We start from the raw sequence: 15,095 nt of genomic DNA on the forward strand, positions 1-15,095 counted from the left end.
GCGTCCGGTTGGCCACCACAACAAAAACAACAATGAGGTTTGCCCATGGACAGTCCATCGCGTCGTTCGACGCTGACCATCGCTTTGTGCTTTATCGTTGCGCTGATCGAGGGGTTCGATCTGCAAGCGGCCGGCACCGCCGCTGCCGGATTGCGCCAGAGCTTCGCCCTGGACCCGAAGATGATGGGCTGGGTGTTCAGCGCCGGGATCATCGGCCTGCTGCCCGGGGCGTTCTTCGGCGGCTGGGTCGCCGACCGTATCGGGCGCAAGAAGATCCTGGTCGGCGCGGTGCTGCTGTTCGGCCTGTTCTCGCTGTGCACGGCCTACGTCGAGAGTTATTCGAGCCTGCTGCTGGTGCGTTTCATGACCGGCCTCGGCCTCGGCGCGGCGCTGCCCAACCTGATCGCCCTGTGCGCCGAAGCGGTGAGTGAACGCCGCCGGGGCACGGCCATCAGCATCATGTACTGCGGCGTGCCCCTGGGTGGCGCGCTGGCGGCAGTGGTGGCGATGTTCTCCAGCGAACATTGGCAGACCACCTTCATCATCGGCGGCCTGGCGCCGCTGCTGGTGGTGCCGCTGATGGCCGGGTTGCTGCCCGAATCCAGTGCCTTTCGCCAACACACCGCCAGCGCCGGCACCCAGCGTTCCTCCACCGCCCAGGCGCTGTTCGGCGAAGGTCGCGCGCGCACCACGCTGGCCCTGTGGCTCAGCTACTTCTTCACCCTGACCGTGATGTACATGCTGCTCAACTGGCTGCCCTCGCTGCTGCTCGAACAGGGCTTCAGCAAACCCCAGGCGGGCCTGGTGCAGATGCTGTTCAACATCGGCGGCGCCCTCGGTTCGTTGCTCGGCGGCCTGCTGCTGGACCGTTGCAACGGGCTCAAAGTGGTGCTGTTCGTGTACGCCGGGTTGCTGGCGGCGCTGGCCGGGGTCGGGCTGTCGCAGGGCATTGTGCCAATGGCCATGGCCGGGTTTGCCGCAGGGCTGTTCGTGATGGCCGCACAATTGGTGCTCTACGCGCTGGCACCGCCCTCCTACCCGACCGCAGTGCGTGCCACCGGCGTGGGCGCTGCCGTGGCCATCGGCCGCCTGGGCTCGGTGGCCGGGCCCCTGGCCGCCGGGCAGATCCTCGCCGCCGGCGCCGGCACCGCCGGGGTCCTGCTGGCCACCTCGCCAGGGCTGGTCATCGCTGCGCTGTCGATCCTCACTGTCATCGCCCGGGCCAACGCCACGCCCGAGCTCAAGCCAGCGCATTGAACCTTGCATAGGGCGGTTACCGGGTTCCCGGTAGCCGCTGCAAGAAGGTTCGACAGCGGCTGCGCAATGTTCGAGGACGGCCCTAGAACCCCACCGTGGCCGACACCAGCCAGGTGCGCGGCGTCGACAAGGTCAACCCCGCCGCGCTGTCGGACGAGGTAGCGGCCGAGGCCCAGTAGGTGGTGTTGAGCACGTTCTCGACACTGGCGCGCAGGGTGATCGGTTTTTCGCCCAGCTCGAAGGCGTAGCGCGCCCCCAGGTCATAGCGTTCCCAACCAGGGATTTTCTGCTGGTTGGCTGGGTCCAGGTATTGCGAGCTGGAGTGAATCGCCCGAGCAGTCAGGGTCAGGCCGCGCAAGCTGTCGATGTCCCATTCAGCGCCAAGGTTGGCGTTGACCACCGGCGAACCGGTGCCGCGATTGCCGTCATACAGGCCCTTACCGGTTTCGGTCTGCACACTGTCGAGCAGCATCAGCCCGCCCAGCAGGCGCACACCGTCATGGGGTTCGCCGAAGACATTCAGCTCCAGGCCCTGGTTGCGCAACTGGCCATCGGGCTTGAAGTTGTTGTTCTCGTCGTAGACATACGACGGCTGCTGGATGCGAAACAGGCTGGCGCTCATACCGAAGCTGCCCAGGTCGTACTTGGCGCCGACTTCCACCTGTTTGCTGCGGTACGGCGCGAACACTTGATTGGCATTGGTCGCCGTGGTCGGCGCGGTTTCGCCCTGGCTCAGGCCTTCCATGTAATTGCTGTACAGCGACAGGCGATCGCTGACCTTGACCACCAGGCCCAGCGCCGGGGACAGGGCCTTTTCATCATTCACCGGCTCGTCACGCACGCCGTTGCTCCAGGTGCTGACCTGGACCCGCTGCAAGCGTGCGCCCAGGGTCAGCAGCACCTGGTCCTCGGCAAAGCTCAGGGTGTCGGCCAGGGCCAGGCTGGTGAAACGGTTTTCCGTGTGGGTGCTGGTGTCGATGCGGTTGGGGCGCCCGGGCAACGGCAGCTCCACCGGCCGGTAGAGGTTGCTGACACGGCGCAGGTAGCGCTCGCCGGCGTTGTCGAAATCCATGTTGAAGCGGTTCAGACTCAGGTTCACCGTGTGCCCGATCGGCCCGGTCTGAAACCCGCTGCGCAGGCCGATGACGGCGGTCTTGACGTCTTCATCGCGACGGAAGGTACGCGGGGTCACGGTGAAGTCGCCCGCGCTGTTGGTCACCTGCACCGCATGACGCAGAAAGTCGTAGTTGCCTTTGCGCGCCCCCAGAGCGGCATACACCATCAGTGAATCGCTGAGGTCGTACTCGCCGCGCAGCGCGCCGAAGCTGTCCTTGGAATGGGCGTAGGTCCAGGACTGGGCGATGTTGTGTCGGATGTCTTCGGCCTTGGGCATTTTCGCCGTGGCCGCCACTTCGACCCGCTCGATCGGCGCGTCAGCGTGGCGCTCCTGGTGCCCCAGGTCCAGGGACAGGCGCAGCCGCTCATCACGCAGATCGAGGCCGATGACTCCGGTTTCACGCTGGAGCTGCTGGTGGTCCCACTCGGTGTCGCCGGACTGGCGCACACCATTGAAGCGCAGGCCAAAGCGGTTGCCCTCGCCAAAACGCCGGCCGATGTCCACCGCGCCACCGGTCTGCCCGGCGGACGCGTAGTTGGCGGTGAACTCAGTCAAGGGCGTGTCCTGGGCGCGCTTGGGCTCGATGTTGATGCCGCCCCCCACACTGCCCCGGGGCGCAATGCCGCCCAGCAGCATGCCCGGCCCCTTGAGCACATCCAGGCGGCCGACCATTTCCATGTCGATGGCGTAGGTCGGCAGGATCCCGTACAGGCCGCCGTAGGACACGTCACTGTTGAACAGGCTGAAGCCGCGCACCGAGAACTGCTCGAAACGCCCGCTGGCCGGGTTGGTGGTACGGACCGAGGGGTCGCTGGCCACGGCGTCGCCGAGGGTTCGCGCCTGTTGGTTCTTCAGCGCCTCGGCGGTGTAGGACGTGAGGTTGAACGGGGTGTCCATGAAATCGCGGTCGCCGAGCAGGCCCTGGCCGCCCTTGCGATCCACCTGGCCACCGGCATAGGGCTCGCCGCTGCCTGGGAGATCGCTGCCGAGAATCGAGGTGGCGGGCAGCGCCAGGCCGCCTGCCTCGGGGACCGGCGCCAAGGTGTAGGCCTGTTCGCCCACGGCGTGCAACTGCAGACCCGAACCCTGCAGCAGTCGGGCAAAGCCCTCCTGCACCGCGAACTCACCGGAAAGCCCGGGGCTGCTGCGCCCTTCGACCAGCCCCGGGTCCACCGCCAGATCGACGCCGGACAGCCCGGCAAACCGGGTCAGGGCAGCGCCCAGGCTGCCGGCCGGCACCTGGTAGCTGCGGCGGCCACCCTCCTCGGCCCAGCTCAAGGGAACCAGCAACGGGCTGGCGCTCAGGCTCAGCAGCAGACTCAGACGCAACAAGGGACGCACAGCAGCAGGCATGACGCGGGGCATTGAAGAGGCTCTCTTTTTCGTTCACTTACCTGCAATGACAGGCACCTGGAAAAAAGGGGACAGCCCTCAAGCCAGTTTTTTACGCGAGCGCAGCGTGACCCAGAACCGCGTCCGCGCCTGCACCTCCAGCGGCAGGCTGGCGGCCAGCAAGGCCAGCACCCGGTCGGTGTCATCGACGCGGAAACTGCCGGTGACCCGCAGCGCCTCCAACTCCGGATCCCAACGCAACACACCGCTGCGGTAACGACTCAACTCGCGCAAAAAATCCCCCAGCGGCTGGTCCTGGGCCATCAATACCCCTTCGCGCCAACCGGGTATCGCACTGTCGAAGACTTGCAGCAACCCGGCGCCGGAAGCCTGCAGACTGACCTGCTGCCCGCCGTGCAAGGTCAGGGCAGGCCCCTGCAAAGGCTGCACCTGCACTACGCCACTGAGCACCGACACCCGACAGCCGATGCGCTCCTGACGCACGCAGACTTCGCTCTGGCTGACCCGCACCCGGCCGAAGTCGGTGTACAGGGTCAGGGCCGAGCGGCCCGGCACTTTGAGCGCCATCTCGCCCTGCACCAGGGTCAGGCGGCGCGCCGCCAGGTCCAGGTCCACCGCCGTGGCGGTATTGAGTTGCAGGAAACTGCCGTCGGCCAGGGGCACCTGTTTGCGCTCGCCAGTGGCGGTGTGCAGGTCGGCGCGCCACACCTCCAGGGGCAATTGCCGGCTCAGCCACCAGGCACTCGGCACCAGCAGTGCCACCCCCAGGCCGCGCTTGAGCAGCGCCCGACGTCCCGGTTGCGGGCGATCGAGGCTGGCCAGGGCCAGGGCCGTGGGCAGCGCGGCGAAGCGTTGGCGCAGCAGTTGGGCTTTCTGCCAGGCCTGTTCGTGGCTGGCGCAGCGCTCGCGCCATTGTTGCAGGCCCTGCTGGTCGCTCTCGCTGGCGCTGCCCGACTCCAGCAAGGCCAGCCAGCGCGCGGCGGCGCGGGCGACCTGACGCGGATCGCTGCCGGTGGACGTGGTCACAGCTCCACCAGCAGGCAGTGTTCGTAGGCTTGGGCCATGTAGCGCTTGACCGTGCGCTCACTCACCCGCAGGCGCTCGGCAATCTCGCGGTAACCCAGGCCTTCCAGCTGGCTCCAGAGAAACGCCCGGCGCACCCGATGCGGCAGGCCATCGAGCAGCTCGTCCAGCGCCTGCAGGGCTTGCAGAACGATCCAGCGCTGTTCAGGCGAGGGCACGCAGGCCTCGGGCAGGGTCGCCAAGGCGTTGAGGTAAGCCTGTTCGAGACTGCGCCGCTGATGGAAGTTGATCAGCAAGCGCTTGCCCACGGTCAGCAGATAGGCCCGTGGCTCCTGCAACTGGGCCAGGGGCTGGGTGCTGCCGAGCACACGCAGGAAGGTGTCCTGGCTCAGGTCGGCGGCATCCCAGGCGTTGCCCAGGCGTCGCCGCAGCCAGCTTTCGAGCCAACTGCGGTGATCACGGTACAGGTTGTCGAAGGTGTGCTCCGTTGGCAGTACGGCGTCATTCATGGCAAGGGCACCCGGCGTGGCACGTTAAATCAAATGAGACTCATTCTATTTAATATCGCTCGCCGACACATCTTCTTTCATTGCCTTTGCCGTAGCTGCCCCGCCCCGCTCATGCCTCATCTGCGGACTTGCCATGTTCAGACGAACGCCGCGCTGCCCCTGACAGCACGAACGCCACAACCGGCTACCACAGCGCAATATGGGAATCTGCCTGGGGTTCAGTGCCGCCACAGATCACGCCGCTGACCGGGTCGCGCAGGATGATCTGGCCGCGTCCGTAGTGGGCCCGGTCGTGGGCGATCAACGCCTCAGAATGTCAGGCAGATTTTCCCCAGGTGCGCGCCCGAGGCTTCATGGGCGAAGGCCTTGGCGATCTCGGCCAGGGGGAAGGTGCTGTCGATCACTGGCCTGATGCCGGTGGCTTCCAGGCCACGGACCATCTCGATCTGCTGCTGGCGACTGCCGACGATCAAGCCCTGCAGGCGCTGCTGCTTGGCCATCAGCGCCGCCGTCGGCACCGGCCCGGCCCAACCGGTGAGCACGCCGATCAGGGCGATATGACCGCCGATACGGCAAGCGGTGATGGACTGCGGCAAGGTGCCCGGCCCGCCCACTTCCACCACATGGTCGACGCCCCGGCCGCCAGTCAGTTTGAGTACTTCGTCACCCCATTCAGGCTGGGTGCGGTAGTTGATGGTGTGGTCGGCGCCCAGCTCACGAACCTTGGCCAGCTTGGCGTCCGACGAAGAGGTGGCAATCACCGTAGCACCCATGGCCTTGGCCAGTTGCAGGGCGAAGATCGACACTCCGCCGGTGCCCAGTACCAGCACGGTTTCCCCAGCCTTGAGCCCGCCGTCCACCACCAGTGCACGCCAGGCAGTGAGACCGGCAGTGGTCAGGGTCGCCGCTTCGGCGTGGCTGTAGCCCTTGGGCGCATGGGTGAACCAATGGCTGGGCTGGATCACCACTTCACGGGCATAACCGTCGACGCCGTCGCCCGGCGTGGTGCTGAAGTCGGCGATGGCCGGGCCACCGTCATGCCAGTGGGGGAAGAAACAGGAGACTACCGAATCCCCAACCTGGAACTCGCTGACACCTGCGCCCACCGCTTCCACCACCCCGGCACCGTCGGCCATGGGAATCCGTCCGTCGGCGGTGGGCAGTGCGCCAGTCACCACCGCGTAGTCGTGAAAGTTCAGGGAACAGGCATGAATGCGCACACGGATCTCACCGGCACCGGGCTGGCCGGGATCCGGCTGCGCCACGGTTTTCAGGTTGTCCAGGGATGCCGGCAGGCTGAGCTTGATGGCTTGCATGGGGTGCTTCTCCACAGATCGGTAATGTCTTCAAGACCGACGCTCAAGGCGTCGGCACAACCAGGGGGCTCACCCTAACACCGATGCCGACTCTCTGTTGCCACCGGGGCGCCAACCAGCGAGCTCAAGCCAGCACCCGGCAGCCGCCTCGATCAAGCTGCGCCGGCCCGCACGAAACACTGTTCAGTCACCGCTGCACCCCACTGCTCGCCCAATTGCTCCTGCACCAGTTCAAAGCCGTGTTGCTCATAGAGCGTGCGCGCCGCATCCAGGCCCTTGAAGGTCCACAAGCGGGTGGCTGTAAAACCCCACTGGTCACAGAACCCCAGGGCCTCGACCAGTAGCCGTCGGCCCAAGCCCTGGCCACGCACCGAATCATCGAGGATGAAGCAACGCAGGATCGCCTCGCCGTCCGCGCCCTCCCCGTCAATGGCGATGGAACCGACAATCCGCTCACCCTGCAGCGCCACCCAGACCTGATTGCGCGGGTTGTGCAAACGTCCCATCAGCTCAGCCATGTCCGCTGCCACCAGGCTTTCAAAGGCCTGGCCGAAACCGGCGCGGGCGGCGTAGTAGCAGGCATGCATTTCGGTAATGCGGCCAATCACCCCCGGCCTATAGCCACGAGCGATGGACCAGCACGCGGGCGGCTCGGGCGCCTCGCCCAGGCGCACCGCACGCAGTGCCCGGGCGTAGTCGGCGATGCCCGTCGAGGCGCAAAGCTGCTGGTCCGCGCTCAGGTGCACCAGGGCTGCGGCCACCTGGGCCTGGGCAAAACGGTCGATACCGTTCAGGGTCTGGCGTCCCTGGGCGGTGAGGTGCAGGCGCTTCGAGCGGGCATCCTGTGCATCGGCCTGTTCGCTGATCTCGCCGGCCTCCACCAGCTTGCGCACCAGACGACTGACGCTGGATTTTTCCAGCCCCAGCAGCGTCACCAGATCGCCAGCGGTCAAGGCATTGCCCTGGCCGATCTCCAGCAACGCATGCACTGCCGAGGGCGAGTAGTCGGTGGCGGCCAGGGTGCTGTGCATGAAGCCCAGCTCACGGACCATCTGCCGGGAAGCCTGGCGCAATTGCGGGATGAAACCTGCGGATGGGCTCGACATAAAGGTGACCTCGCTCGTGGAATATTTAGTTGTAACCTACAACTATATGAGCGACAAGCCCGGCGTACTCAGACCCTGGCCGGCAGCGATAAAAACTTGAGCGCTCACTAATGAGAAGCATTACCATAAACACCCTTTTCGCCCGCCTCGGTCCCGGAACCCCTATCGATGGTGCCCAACTCTTCGCTACAGCACGCCGTGGGCGAGCTCTACGTCCAGCATCACAACTGGGTGGTGCAACTGCTGCGACGCAAGCTCGGTAACCAGGACCAGGCCATGGACCTGGCACAGGACACCTTCCTGCGGATTCTGCGCAGCGAACAGCTGCCGGTACTGCGTGAACCCCGGGCCTATCTGAACACCGTGGCCAGCCGGCTGTGCGGCCAGTATTTCCGCCGCCAGGCCCTGGAGCGGGCCTACCTGGAATCCCTGGCGCAGTTGGAGCCGCAACACCAGCCTTCACCAGAAACCCGCCTGCTGGTGCTCGAAGCCCTGGACGCCGTGGGTCAGGTGCTGGACGGACTGGGCCATCGGGTGCGGGAAGTGTTTCTGCTGTCCCAGCTCGAAGGCCTGACCTACCCGCAGATTGCCGAGCGCCTGCAGCTCTCGGTCAACGTGGTACAGAAAGCCATGCTCAAGGCCTACCGCCACTGCTACGCGGCGGTGTACCCGGCATGAGCGCCTTTGAGCCCATGGACGATCAGGGCGCGCTGGATCACCGGGTACTGGATCAGGCCCTGGAATGGCTGGTGCTCCTGCAGTCGGGCACCAGCAGCGTCGAGCAACAGGCCGGGTGCCTGGCCTGGCGCCGGGCCGACCCGCAACATGAACTGGCCTGGCAACGCCTGGCCGGGCTCGGCCAGGACCTGCGCGACAGCACCCGCAGCCTGCCCGCCGCTCGCACCCGGCAGTTGCTCCAGGCCCGCAGCCACCCTTCGCGACGGACCTTGCTCAAGGGCGTCGTCGGCCTTGGAGTGGTGGCCGCCAGCAGTTGGAGCGTGCGTGAGCGGCTGCTGTTGCCGCAGCTGTTCAGCGACTACCACACCGCCACCGGCGAACGCCGTCAACTGCAACTGGCCCTCGGCACGGCGCTGCAGTTGGACACCCGCACCACGGTGGATCTTCAGGACCGCGTGCAAGGACCGCAACTACGGCTCAACAGCGGGCGCCTGCTGCTGACCCTGGGCAACGCCGCGCCGGTGCGGATCGTCACCGCCGACGCCAGGATCAACCTGGCACCGCTGTCGCAGTTGATGGTCAGCGTCGGCTTGCCGGGACACCACGGCACCCGGGTGCAACTGCTGAGCGGCAGCGCCTCGGTCAGTCTGGCTCAGGGGCCCGGACAGGTCCTGGGCCCGCGCCAGCAGGTGGACATCGAGCAACGCATGAGCCCCATAACGCCAGTGGCCCCCGCGGCCAGCGCCTGGACCCAGGGCCTGCTGATCGCCGAACGCATGCCGTTGGGCGAGGTGATCGCCGAACTCGACCGCTATCGTCCGGGCCTGCTGCGCTGCGCCGCCGAGGTCGCCGGGCTGCGGGTATCCGGTTCGTTCTCCCTCGACCAGCCGGACGCCAGCCTCGACTTGCTGGCCCGAACCCTGCCCATTCGCATTCAGCGGGTCATGGGCTATTGGGCCTCCGTGACGGCAGCCTGATTTTTTTCCAGGACGGCGGCAGTTTTTCCAATCTCACGCATCAAGACCAGGGAAGAAGCTGGAAAACAGCTCGGCGCCAACCCTTCCCAACCCATGGACTTTCTTATGCACATCCGCCTCACGCCCCTTGCCGCGGCCCTGCGCCCGTTCCTCATCGGCCTGTCGATCGCCAGCACCAGCCTGCCGCTGCTGGCCGCCGAGGCCAACGCCGAAGTGGCCGACAGCCAGCGCCACGACTACGCAATCGCCCCAGGCAACCTGGATCAGGTACTGGGGGCTTTCGGCCAGCAATCCGGGGCCATGATCGCCGTCGATGCCAGCCTCAGCGCCGGCAAGCACAGCCCAGGCCTGAGCGGCCGCTTCGCCATCGGCGAAGGCCTGCAACGCCTGCTGGCGCCCCAGGGCCTGCAAGCGGTGGCCGAAGGTGCGGGTTATCGAGTGCTCAGGGCCGGCGGCGGCGAACGCGTGGAACTCGGAGCCACCACCGTCAGCACCAACCAGCTGGGGACCATCACCGAAGGCTCCGGCTCCTACACCCCCGGCACCATCGCCACCGCCACCCGGCTGGTGCTGACACCCCGGGAAACCCCGCAGTCGATCTCGGTGGTAACCCGCCAGGCCATGGACGATTTCGGCCTCAACTCCATCGACGACGTGATGCGCCATACCCCGGGCATCACCGTGGCCACCTACGACAGTGACCGCACCAGCTACTTCTCTCGCGGCTTTGCCATTCAGAACTTCCAGTACGACGGGATTCCGATCCTGCAGGACGCGCAGTACTCCTCGGGCCATACCCTCACCGACACGGTGATCTATGACCGCGTGGAAATCCTCAAGGGCGCCACCGGCCTGCTCACCGGTGCCGGGGGCCCCGGCGGCACCATCAACATGGTGCGCAAGAAACCCACCGCCGAATTCGCCGGACACATCGACCTGGGGGCCGGCTCCTGGGACAACTACCGCTCGCAGGTCGATGTCAGTGGCCCCCTGACCGACAGCGGCAATGTCCGCGGCCGGATGGTCGCCGCCTATCAGGACAAGAAATCCTTCCTTGACCACTACCAGCGCCAGACCAGCGTCTACTACGGCATCCTCGAGTTCGACCTGTCGCCGGACACCCTGCTGACCGTCGGCGCCGACTATCAGGACAACGACCCCAAGGGTTCCAGCTGGTCGGGCAGCAGCTCGCTGTACGACTCCAAGGGCAACGCCATCAGCACCTCGCGCTCCTACAACAACGGCGCGAGCTGGAGCCGCTGGTCGCAATACACCCGCACCGTGTTCAGCACCCTGGAGCACAGCTTCGCCAACGGCTGGGTGGCCAAGGCCCAGTACAACCACCAGATCAATGGCTACAACGCCCCCCTGGGTTCGTTGATGTCGCCCAATGCCGAGACCGGCATCGCCTCGCTGCTGACCCGCAAGTACACCGGCGAAACCGTCAGCGACAGCGGCGACCTCTACGCCACGGGCCCCTTCGACCTGCTGGGGCGCGAGCATCAGTTGGTGGTCGGGGCATCGATTTCCAACTCGCACTGGAAAGGCCGGGACTTCACCAACGCCACCAATCACAACAATTTCTACGACTACTTCAACTGGGACGGGCACAGCCCCAAGCCCGACTGGGGCAGCATGACCAAGAAGAACGACGAGACCACCCGCCAGAGTGCCGGCTACATGACCGCGCGCTTTAGCCTCAACGATGATCTTTCGTTGCTGCTGGGCAGCCGGGTCAACAACTACGAGGTCAGCGGCACCAGCCAGACCAAGGACACCGGCAAGGTCATTCCCTACGCCGGGGTGGTCTACGACCTCGATCAGAACTTCTCCGTCTATGCCAGCTACACCGAGATCTACCTGCCCCAGGACGACTACCGCGACCGCAACGACAAGGTGCTCAAGCCCGACGAAGGCACCAACTACGAGGTCGGCCTCAAGGGCGAGTTCTTCGACGGTCGCCTGAACTCCAGCCTGGCCTACTTCGAGGTGCATGAAGAAAACCGCCCGGTGGATGACCTGGCCTATAACGCCAACCCCACTACCCCCGGGCTGGACTATGCCTCCAAGGGCATCAAGTCCAAGGCCAAGGGTTATGAAGCGGAAATCTCCGGAGAGCTCGCCCCCGGCTGGCAGCTGCAGGCCGGTTACACCCACAAGATCATTCGCGACCAGAGCGGGGCCAAGGTCTCCACCTGGGAACCGGAAGATCAGGTCAACCTCTACACCAGCTACAAATTGACCGGCAGCCTCGACAAACTGACCCTGGGCAGCGGCGTCCGCTGGCAGGGCACCGGCTGGAAGATACTCAGCAACTACGGCAAGGGCACCGAGGAAAAATTCGCCCAGGACCCTTACTGGCTGGTGGACCTGATGGCCCGCTACCAGATCACCGAGAACGTCTCGGCCACCCTCAACGTCAACAACCTGTTCGACAAGAAGTACTTCACCAACATCGGCTTCTACAACTCGTCGTACTACGGCGACCCGCGTAATGTGATGCTCAGCACTCGCTGGAACTTCTAAAACCTCAGCCGCGTCGTGGCCCACTGCGTTAGCGGCTGGCCACGGCGCTGCCCCCCTCCCGTAGCATTTGCTAACCCTTGCCACTGACCACTGCGCCGAAATCCCTGCAGCCATCCCGGCACATCTGTTAAAACGCGTTTTCGACTGTTCTGTGGTGAAGCCTTCCATGTCCCCAACCCTGTCCCAGCGCCTGCGCCGTCGCTGGTTTCCCCTGCTGTGCATGGCCGCGCTGCTGGTCGGCCTGCCGGTGAGCTGCGCGGTGCTCGAACACAAGGAACGCCAACTGGTGTTTCGCATCGAGCCTGGCACGGCCGGCTGGTACCGCGGCCTGCCGAGCACGGTGCAGGAGCTCGAGCTCAAGCCGAAAAACTTCAAGCCCGGGCAGAACATCCACGCCTGGTGGTGGCCGGCGCAACGCGCCGATGCCCCGGCGATCCTCTACCTGCACGGAGTGCGCTGGAACCTTACCGGCCAGTTGTTTCGCATCGAGCAACTGCACGCCCTGGGCTACTCGGTGCTGGCCATCGACTACCGGGGTTTTGGCCAGAGCCACGGCGACCTGCCCTCGGAAACCAGCGTCTATGAAGATGCCAGAGTGGCCTGGGAGCGGCTCAAGGCGCTGCAGCCCGATGCCAGCAAACGCCTGATCTACGGTCACTCCCTGGGAGGCGCGGTGGCCATCGACCTGGCTGCCGAACTGGGGCGCAATGCCACCGCCGACAAGTCCCCGATTGCCGCTCGCGGGCTGATTGTCGAATCCACCTTCACCACCCTGGCCGATGCCGCAGCAGCGGCGACCAAGACCTCCCTGCCGGTGCGCTGGCTGATGTCGCAGAAGTTCGACTCCATCGACAAGATCCGCGAGATCGGCATGCCCTTGCTGGTGGTCCACGGCCTCAAAGACGACTACGTGCCGCCGCGCCTGAGCCAGCAACTGTTCAAGGCCGCCCTGGAGCCGAAGAAACTGCTGCTGGTGCCCGGCGGCACCCACAACAACAGCATGAGCCTGGCGGGCAAGGACTATGGCCAGGCCATCAACGCCCTGCTGCGGGCCAAGCCCAACCACAAAGTCGCCGGCCCGCCCCCCAGCGCCGTCCCCACCAGCTGAAGCTGGCTTGTGTAGGAGCTGGCTTGCCAGCGAAGGGGCCCGCAAGAGCGCCACATTCCCTCGCCACAAACCGCGCCAACCGGCCGCTGCGCGGTTCGCCGGCAAGCCGGGTCCTACAAGGGTGCGCAGCTGCTCATCCGTAGGAGCTGGCTTGCCAGCGAAGAGGCCTGCAAGAGCGCCACATTCCCTCGCCACAAACCGCGCCAACTGGCCGCTGCGCGGTTCGCCGGCAAGCCGGCTCCTACAGGTGCACACCTGCTCATCCGTAGGAGCTGGCTTGCCAGCGAAGAGGCCCGCAAGAGCGCCACATTCCCTCGCCACAAACCGCGCCCACTGGCCGCTGCGCGGTTCGCCGGCAAGCCGGCTCCTACAGGGAGAGGCCGCGTTTTTCGTAGGTGCTGGCCGGTTGCGGACGCAGGGCTTCGCCGATGGTGCGCAACTTCAGGCAGGTTTCCTGATATTCGCTCAGAGGGTCCGACTCGCCGACGATGCCGCAGCCGGCAAACAGGTGCGCCTGGTTGCCGCGAATCAGCGCCGAGCGCAGGGCCACGGCAAACTCACCATCGCCCTCGGCGTTCAGCCAGCCCACCGGCGCGGCGTACCAGCCACGGTCCAGTTGTTCATGCTCGCGGATATAGCCCAGGGCCTTGGCCCGGGGCAGGCCGCCCACCGCCGGGGTCGGGTGCAGCGCGTCGACTATTTGCAGCAGGTCCACCTGGGGCCGCAGCCGCCCCAGCACCGGGGTCAGCAGGTGCTGGACGTGGGCCAGGCGGTGCAGTTGCGGCTGCGCAGGAATTTCCAGCATGGCGCAATAGGGCTGCAGCGCTTCGCGCAGGGTCTGCACCACCAGGGCGTGTTCGTGGCGATCCTTGGCGCTGTCCATCAGGCCCTGGCCCAGTTCGGCGTCCTGTTGATCGTGCTGGCCGCGGGCGCAGGTGCCGGCCAGGGCCACGGTGCTCAAGGTGCCCCGGGCCACGCGCACCAGACGTTCTGGGGTGGCGCCGAGGAAGCAGCTGTCGCCTCGGCTGAAGGCAAACAGGAAGGCCTGGGGATAGGCCGCCCTGAGGTTCTCCAGCAAGGGCCCGCAGGGAATGCTGCGCTGGGCCCGCAGGCAGACTTCCCGGGCCAGCACCACCTTGCTCAGTTCACCGGCGTTGATCCGGTCGATGGCGCCGGCGACCGTGGCCTGCCACTGCTCGGCGCCCAGGGCATCGTCGTCCTGCCGGGTGCCCGCCGGCACCTGCAGTGACGGTGCATGGGCATAGCGGGCCTGCAACAGGTTCCATTCCGCCGCAAGGCCGGCAGCGCAATGGGCCACATCGGCACCAGGCTCGATCCACAGGCTGAACAGCCAGTGTTGCTGTTCGCCTTCGCGCAACAACAGAATCCGCGGCAGCACCAGGGAGGTGGCGGCAAACGACTGCCACTGGGCGCTGCGCGGCCCCTGGGGGTCAAAGGCGAACCCGCCGCACAGATAGGCCTTGCGCGGGCCGACCTGATGGGCCTGCTCCAGTAGCTGGTGCCAGGCCTGGGTAGTGGCGGCAAAGCGCTCGGCGGCCGGCGGGCTGATTTCCTCGGTGCAGCCGAATCCCGCCAGGGCCAGAGCGCCCTGGTCGCTGGACCAGAACAGGCTCTGGCCGAACACCTGGCGGTTGGCGGCAAACAACCGCAATGGCTCCAGGCGCTCGGCGGCGAGGCTGAACACCACCAGTACCGCGCGACTATTGCGCCGAGCCTGGGCCTCGCCTTCGCGCAGGGCCTGGGTCAGCCCGGACAGGCACGACTCATTCATCGCCGACTCCTTGTTCAAGCCCGCGCTGGACGCGCCAATGGCGCACTTGCTGGGCGATGTTCCAGTGGATGATCTGGGCAAACAGCGGCACCACGAACATCGGGTCCAGGCCTGCCTGCTCGGCCCATTGCTGACGCTGCGGGAGCATCGCCGCGACCCGCTCCGGCGCGGCGATGCTGTCCTGGGTCGGTTTGAATTGCGCGGCCGCCTTGACGTAGGCCAGGCGTTGGCCGAGGGCCTGGATGATCTGCTGGTCCAGGGTGTCGATCGCCCAGCGGATGTCATCCAGGGCGCTGCATTGCTCGGGGGTTTTCATGTCGATTACTACCAAAG

At 66.0% G+C, this 15,095-nt stretch carries 12 protein-coding genes and 1 pseudogene; 5 read left to right on the plus strand and 8 right to left on the minus strand.

The window, feature by feature from the left end; genetic code table 11:
* Window positions 1-45: 45 nt before the first annotated feature.
* Window positions 46-1,257, plus strand: a complete 1,212-nt coding sequence (gene mhpT / locus P7C00_RS19140; protein WP_404937106.1) for a 3-(3-hydroxy-phenyl)propionate transporter MhpT — start codon at window positions 46-48, stop codon at window positions 1,255-1,257.
* Between the two features lie 82 nt (window positions 1,258-1,339).
* Here the strand turns inward: mhpT and P7C00_RS19145 are convergent, their stop codons facing one another.
* From P7C00_RS19145 to P7C00_RS19170, 6 genes and pseudogenes are all read right to left on the minus strand, one after another.
* Window positions 1,340-3,739 (minus strand): TonB-dependent siderophore receptor, encoded by a 2,400-nt coding sequence (locus tag P7C00_RS19145; RefSeq protein WP_404937107.1) that lies wholly within the window; start codon window positions 3,737-3,739, stop codon window positions 1,340-1,342.
* A 66-nt stretch (window positions 3,740-3,805) separates the two neighbouring features.
* Entirely contained in the window at window positions 3,806-4,753 is a 948-nt protein-coding gene (locus tag P7C00_RS19150; protein WP_404937108.1) for a FecR family protein, read from the minus strand.
* Complete coding sequence (locus tag P7C00_RS19155) at window positions 4,750-5,259, minus strand: sigma-70 family RNA polymerase sigma factor (protein WP_346635540.1); 510 nt, start codon at window positions 5,257-5,259, stop codon at window positions 4,750-4,752. The genes P7C00_RS19150 and P7C00_RS19155 overlap by 4 nt, the downstream gene beginning before the upstream one ends.
* 184 nt (window positions 5,260-5,443) lie before the next feature.
* A pseudogene (locus P7C00_RS19160) lies at window positions 5,444-5,551 on the minus strand (hypothetical protein); the annotation flags it as partial.
* A gap of 16 nt (window positions 5,552-5,567) precedes the next feature.
* The gene (locus P7C00_RS19165) at window positions 5,568-6,575 is read right to left on the minus strand and encodes an NAD(P)-dependent alcohol dehydrogenase (protein WP_404937109.1); all 1,008 of its coding nucleotides are present in this window, start codon (window positions 6,573-6,575) and stop codon (window positions 5,568-5,570) included.
* Window positions 6,576-6,727: 152 nt separating this feature from the next.
* Window positions 6,728-7,681 carry a bifunctional helix-turn-helix transcriptional regulator/GNAT family N-acetyltransferase gene (locus tag P7C00_RS19170; RefSeq protein WP_346635542.1) on the minus strand — a complete coding sequence of 318 codons (954 nt, stop codon included), beginning with the start codon at window positions 7,679-7,681 and terminating at the stop codon, window positions 6,728-6,730.
* Window positions 7,682-7,849: 168 nt separating this feature from the next.
* On the opposite strand from P7C00_RS19170, the gene P7C00_RS19175 reads away from it, so the two are divergent.
* The 4 genes from P7C00_RS19175 to P7C00_RS19190 all read left to right on the plus strand — a co-directional run bounded on the left by P7C00_RS19175 (window position 7,850) and on the right by P7C00_RS19190 (window position 12,970).
* Window positions 7,850-8,359, plus strand: coding sequence for a sigma-70 family RNA polymerase sigma factor (locus tag P7C00_RS19175; protein ID WP_337152850.1), 510 nt, complete (start codon window positions 7,850-7,852; stop codon window positions 8,357-8,359).
* Window positions 8,356-9,336 (plus strand): DUF4880 domain-containing protein, encoded by a 981-nt coding sequence (locus P7C00_RS19180; protein WP_404937110.1) that lies wholly within the window; start codon window positions 8,356-8,358, stop codon window positions 9,334-9,336. The genes P7C00_RS19175 and P7C00_RS19180 overlap by 4 nt, the downstream gene beginning before the upstream one ends.
* Before the next feature lie 105 nt (window positions 9,337-9,441).
* Window positions 9,442-11,862: a TonB-dependent siderophore receptor gene (locus tag P7C00_RS19185; RefSeq protein ID WP_404937111.1), complete on the plus strand. Its 2,421-nt coding sequence runs from the start codon at window positions 9,442-9,444 to the stop codon at window positions 11,860-11,862.
* Window positions 11,863-12,028: 166 nt separating this feature from the next.
* Window positions 12,029-12,970 carry an alpha/beta hydrolase gene (locus tag P7C00_RS19190; RefSeq protein WP_404937112.1) on the plus strand — a complete coding sequence of 314 codons (942 nt, stop codon included), beginning with the start codon at window positions 12,029-12,031 and terminating at the stop codon, window positions 12,968-12,970.
* A 367-nt stretch (window positions 12,971-13,337) separates the two neighbouring features.
* On the opposite strand, the gene P7C00_RS19195 is transcribed toward P7C00_RS19190, so the two are convergent.
* Both P7C00_RS19195 and P7C00_RS19200 read right to left on the minus strand, forming a co-directional pair.
* A complete protein-coding gene (locus tag P7C00_RS19195) occupies window positions 13,338-14,762 on the minus strand; it encodes an isochorismate synthase (protein ID WP_346635545.1) in 1,425 nt (474 codons plus the stop codon).
* Window positions 14,755-15,078: an isochorismate lyase gene (locus P7C00_RS19200; RefSeq protein ID WP_185073334.1), complete on the minus strand. Its 324-nt coding sequence runs from the start codon at window positions 15,076-15,078 to the stop codon at window positions 14,755-14,757. The genes P7C00_RS19195 and P7C00_RS19200 overlap by 8 nt, the downstream gene beginning before the upstream one ends.
* Window positions 15,079-15,095: the final 17 nt, after the last annotated feature.

Origin of the sequence: Pseudomonas sp. JDS08PS003 (genome assembly GCF_045013505.1) — a bacterium.
Classification (GTDB): domain Bacteria; phylum Pseudomonadota; class Gammaproteobacteria; order Pseudomonadales; family Pseudomonadaceae; genus Aquipseudomonas; species Aquipseudomonas protegens_B.

Excerpts from the sequence above, each read along its gene's own strand:
- mhpT (WP_404937106.1), top strand. The coding sequence starts at position 46 with ATGGACAGTCCATCGCGTCGTTCGACGCTGACCATCGCTTTGTGCTTT.
- P7C00_RS19145 (WP_404937107.1), bottom strand. The coding sequence starts at position 3,739 with ATGCCCCGCGTCATGCCTGCTGCTGTGCGTCCCTTGTTGCGTCTGAGT.
- P7C00_RS19155 (WP_346635540.1), bottom strand. The coding sequence starts at position 5,259 with ATGAATGACGCCGTACTGCCAACGGAGCACACCTTCGACAACCTGTAC.
- P7C00_RS19165 (WP_404937109.1), bottom strand. The coding sequence starts at position 6,575 with ATGCAAGCCATCAAGCTCAGCCTGCCGGCATCCCTGGACAACCTGAAA.
- P7C00_RS19170 (WP_346635542.1), bottom strand. The coding sequence starts at position 7,681 with ATGTCGAGCCCATCCGCAGGTTTCATCCCGCAATTGCGCCAGGCTTCC.
- P7C00_RS19175 (WP_337152850.1), top strand. The coding sequence starts at position 7,850 with ATGGTGCCCAACTCTTCGCTACAGCACGCCGTGGGCGAGCTCTACGTC.
- P7C00_RS19180 (WP_404937110.1), top strand. The coding sequence starts at position 8,356 with ATGAGCGCCTTTGAGCCCATGGACGATCAGGGCGCGCTGGATCACCGG.
- P7C00_RS19185 (WP_404937111.1), top strand. The coding sequence starts at position 9,442 with ATGCACATCCGCCTCACGCCCCTTGCCGCGGCCCTGCGCCCGTTCCTC.
- P7C00_RS19190 (WP_404937112.1), top strand. The coding sequence starts at position 12,029 with ATGTCCCCAACCCTGTCCCAGCGCCTGCGCCGTCGCTGGTTTCCCCTG.
- P7C00_RS19195 (WP_346635545.1), bottom strand. The coding sequence starts at position 14,762 with ATGAATGAGTCGTGCCTGTCCGGGCTGACCCAGGCCCTGCGCGAAGGC.
- P7C00_RS19200 (WP_185073334.1), bottom strand. The coding sequence starts at position 15,078 with ATGAAAACCCCCGAGCAATGCAGCGCCCTGGATGACATCCGCTGGGCG.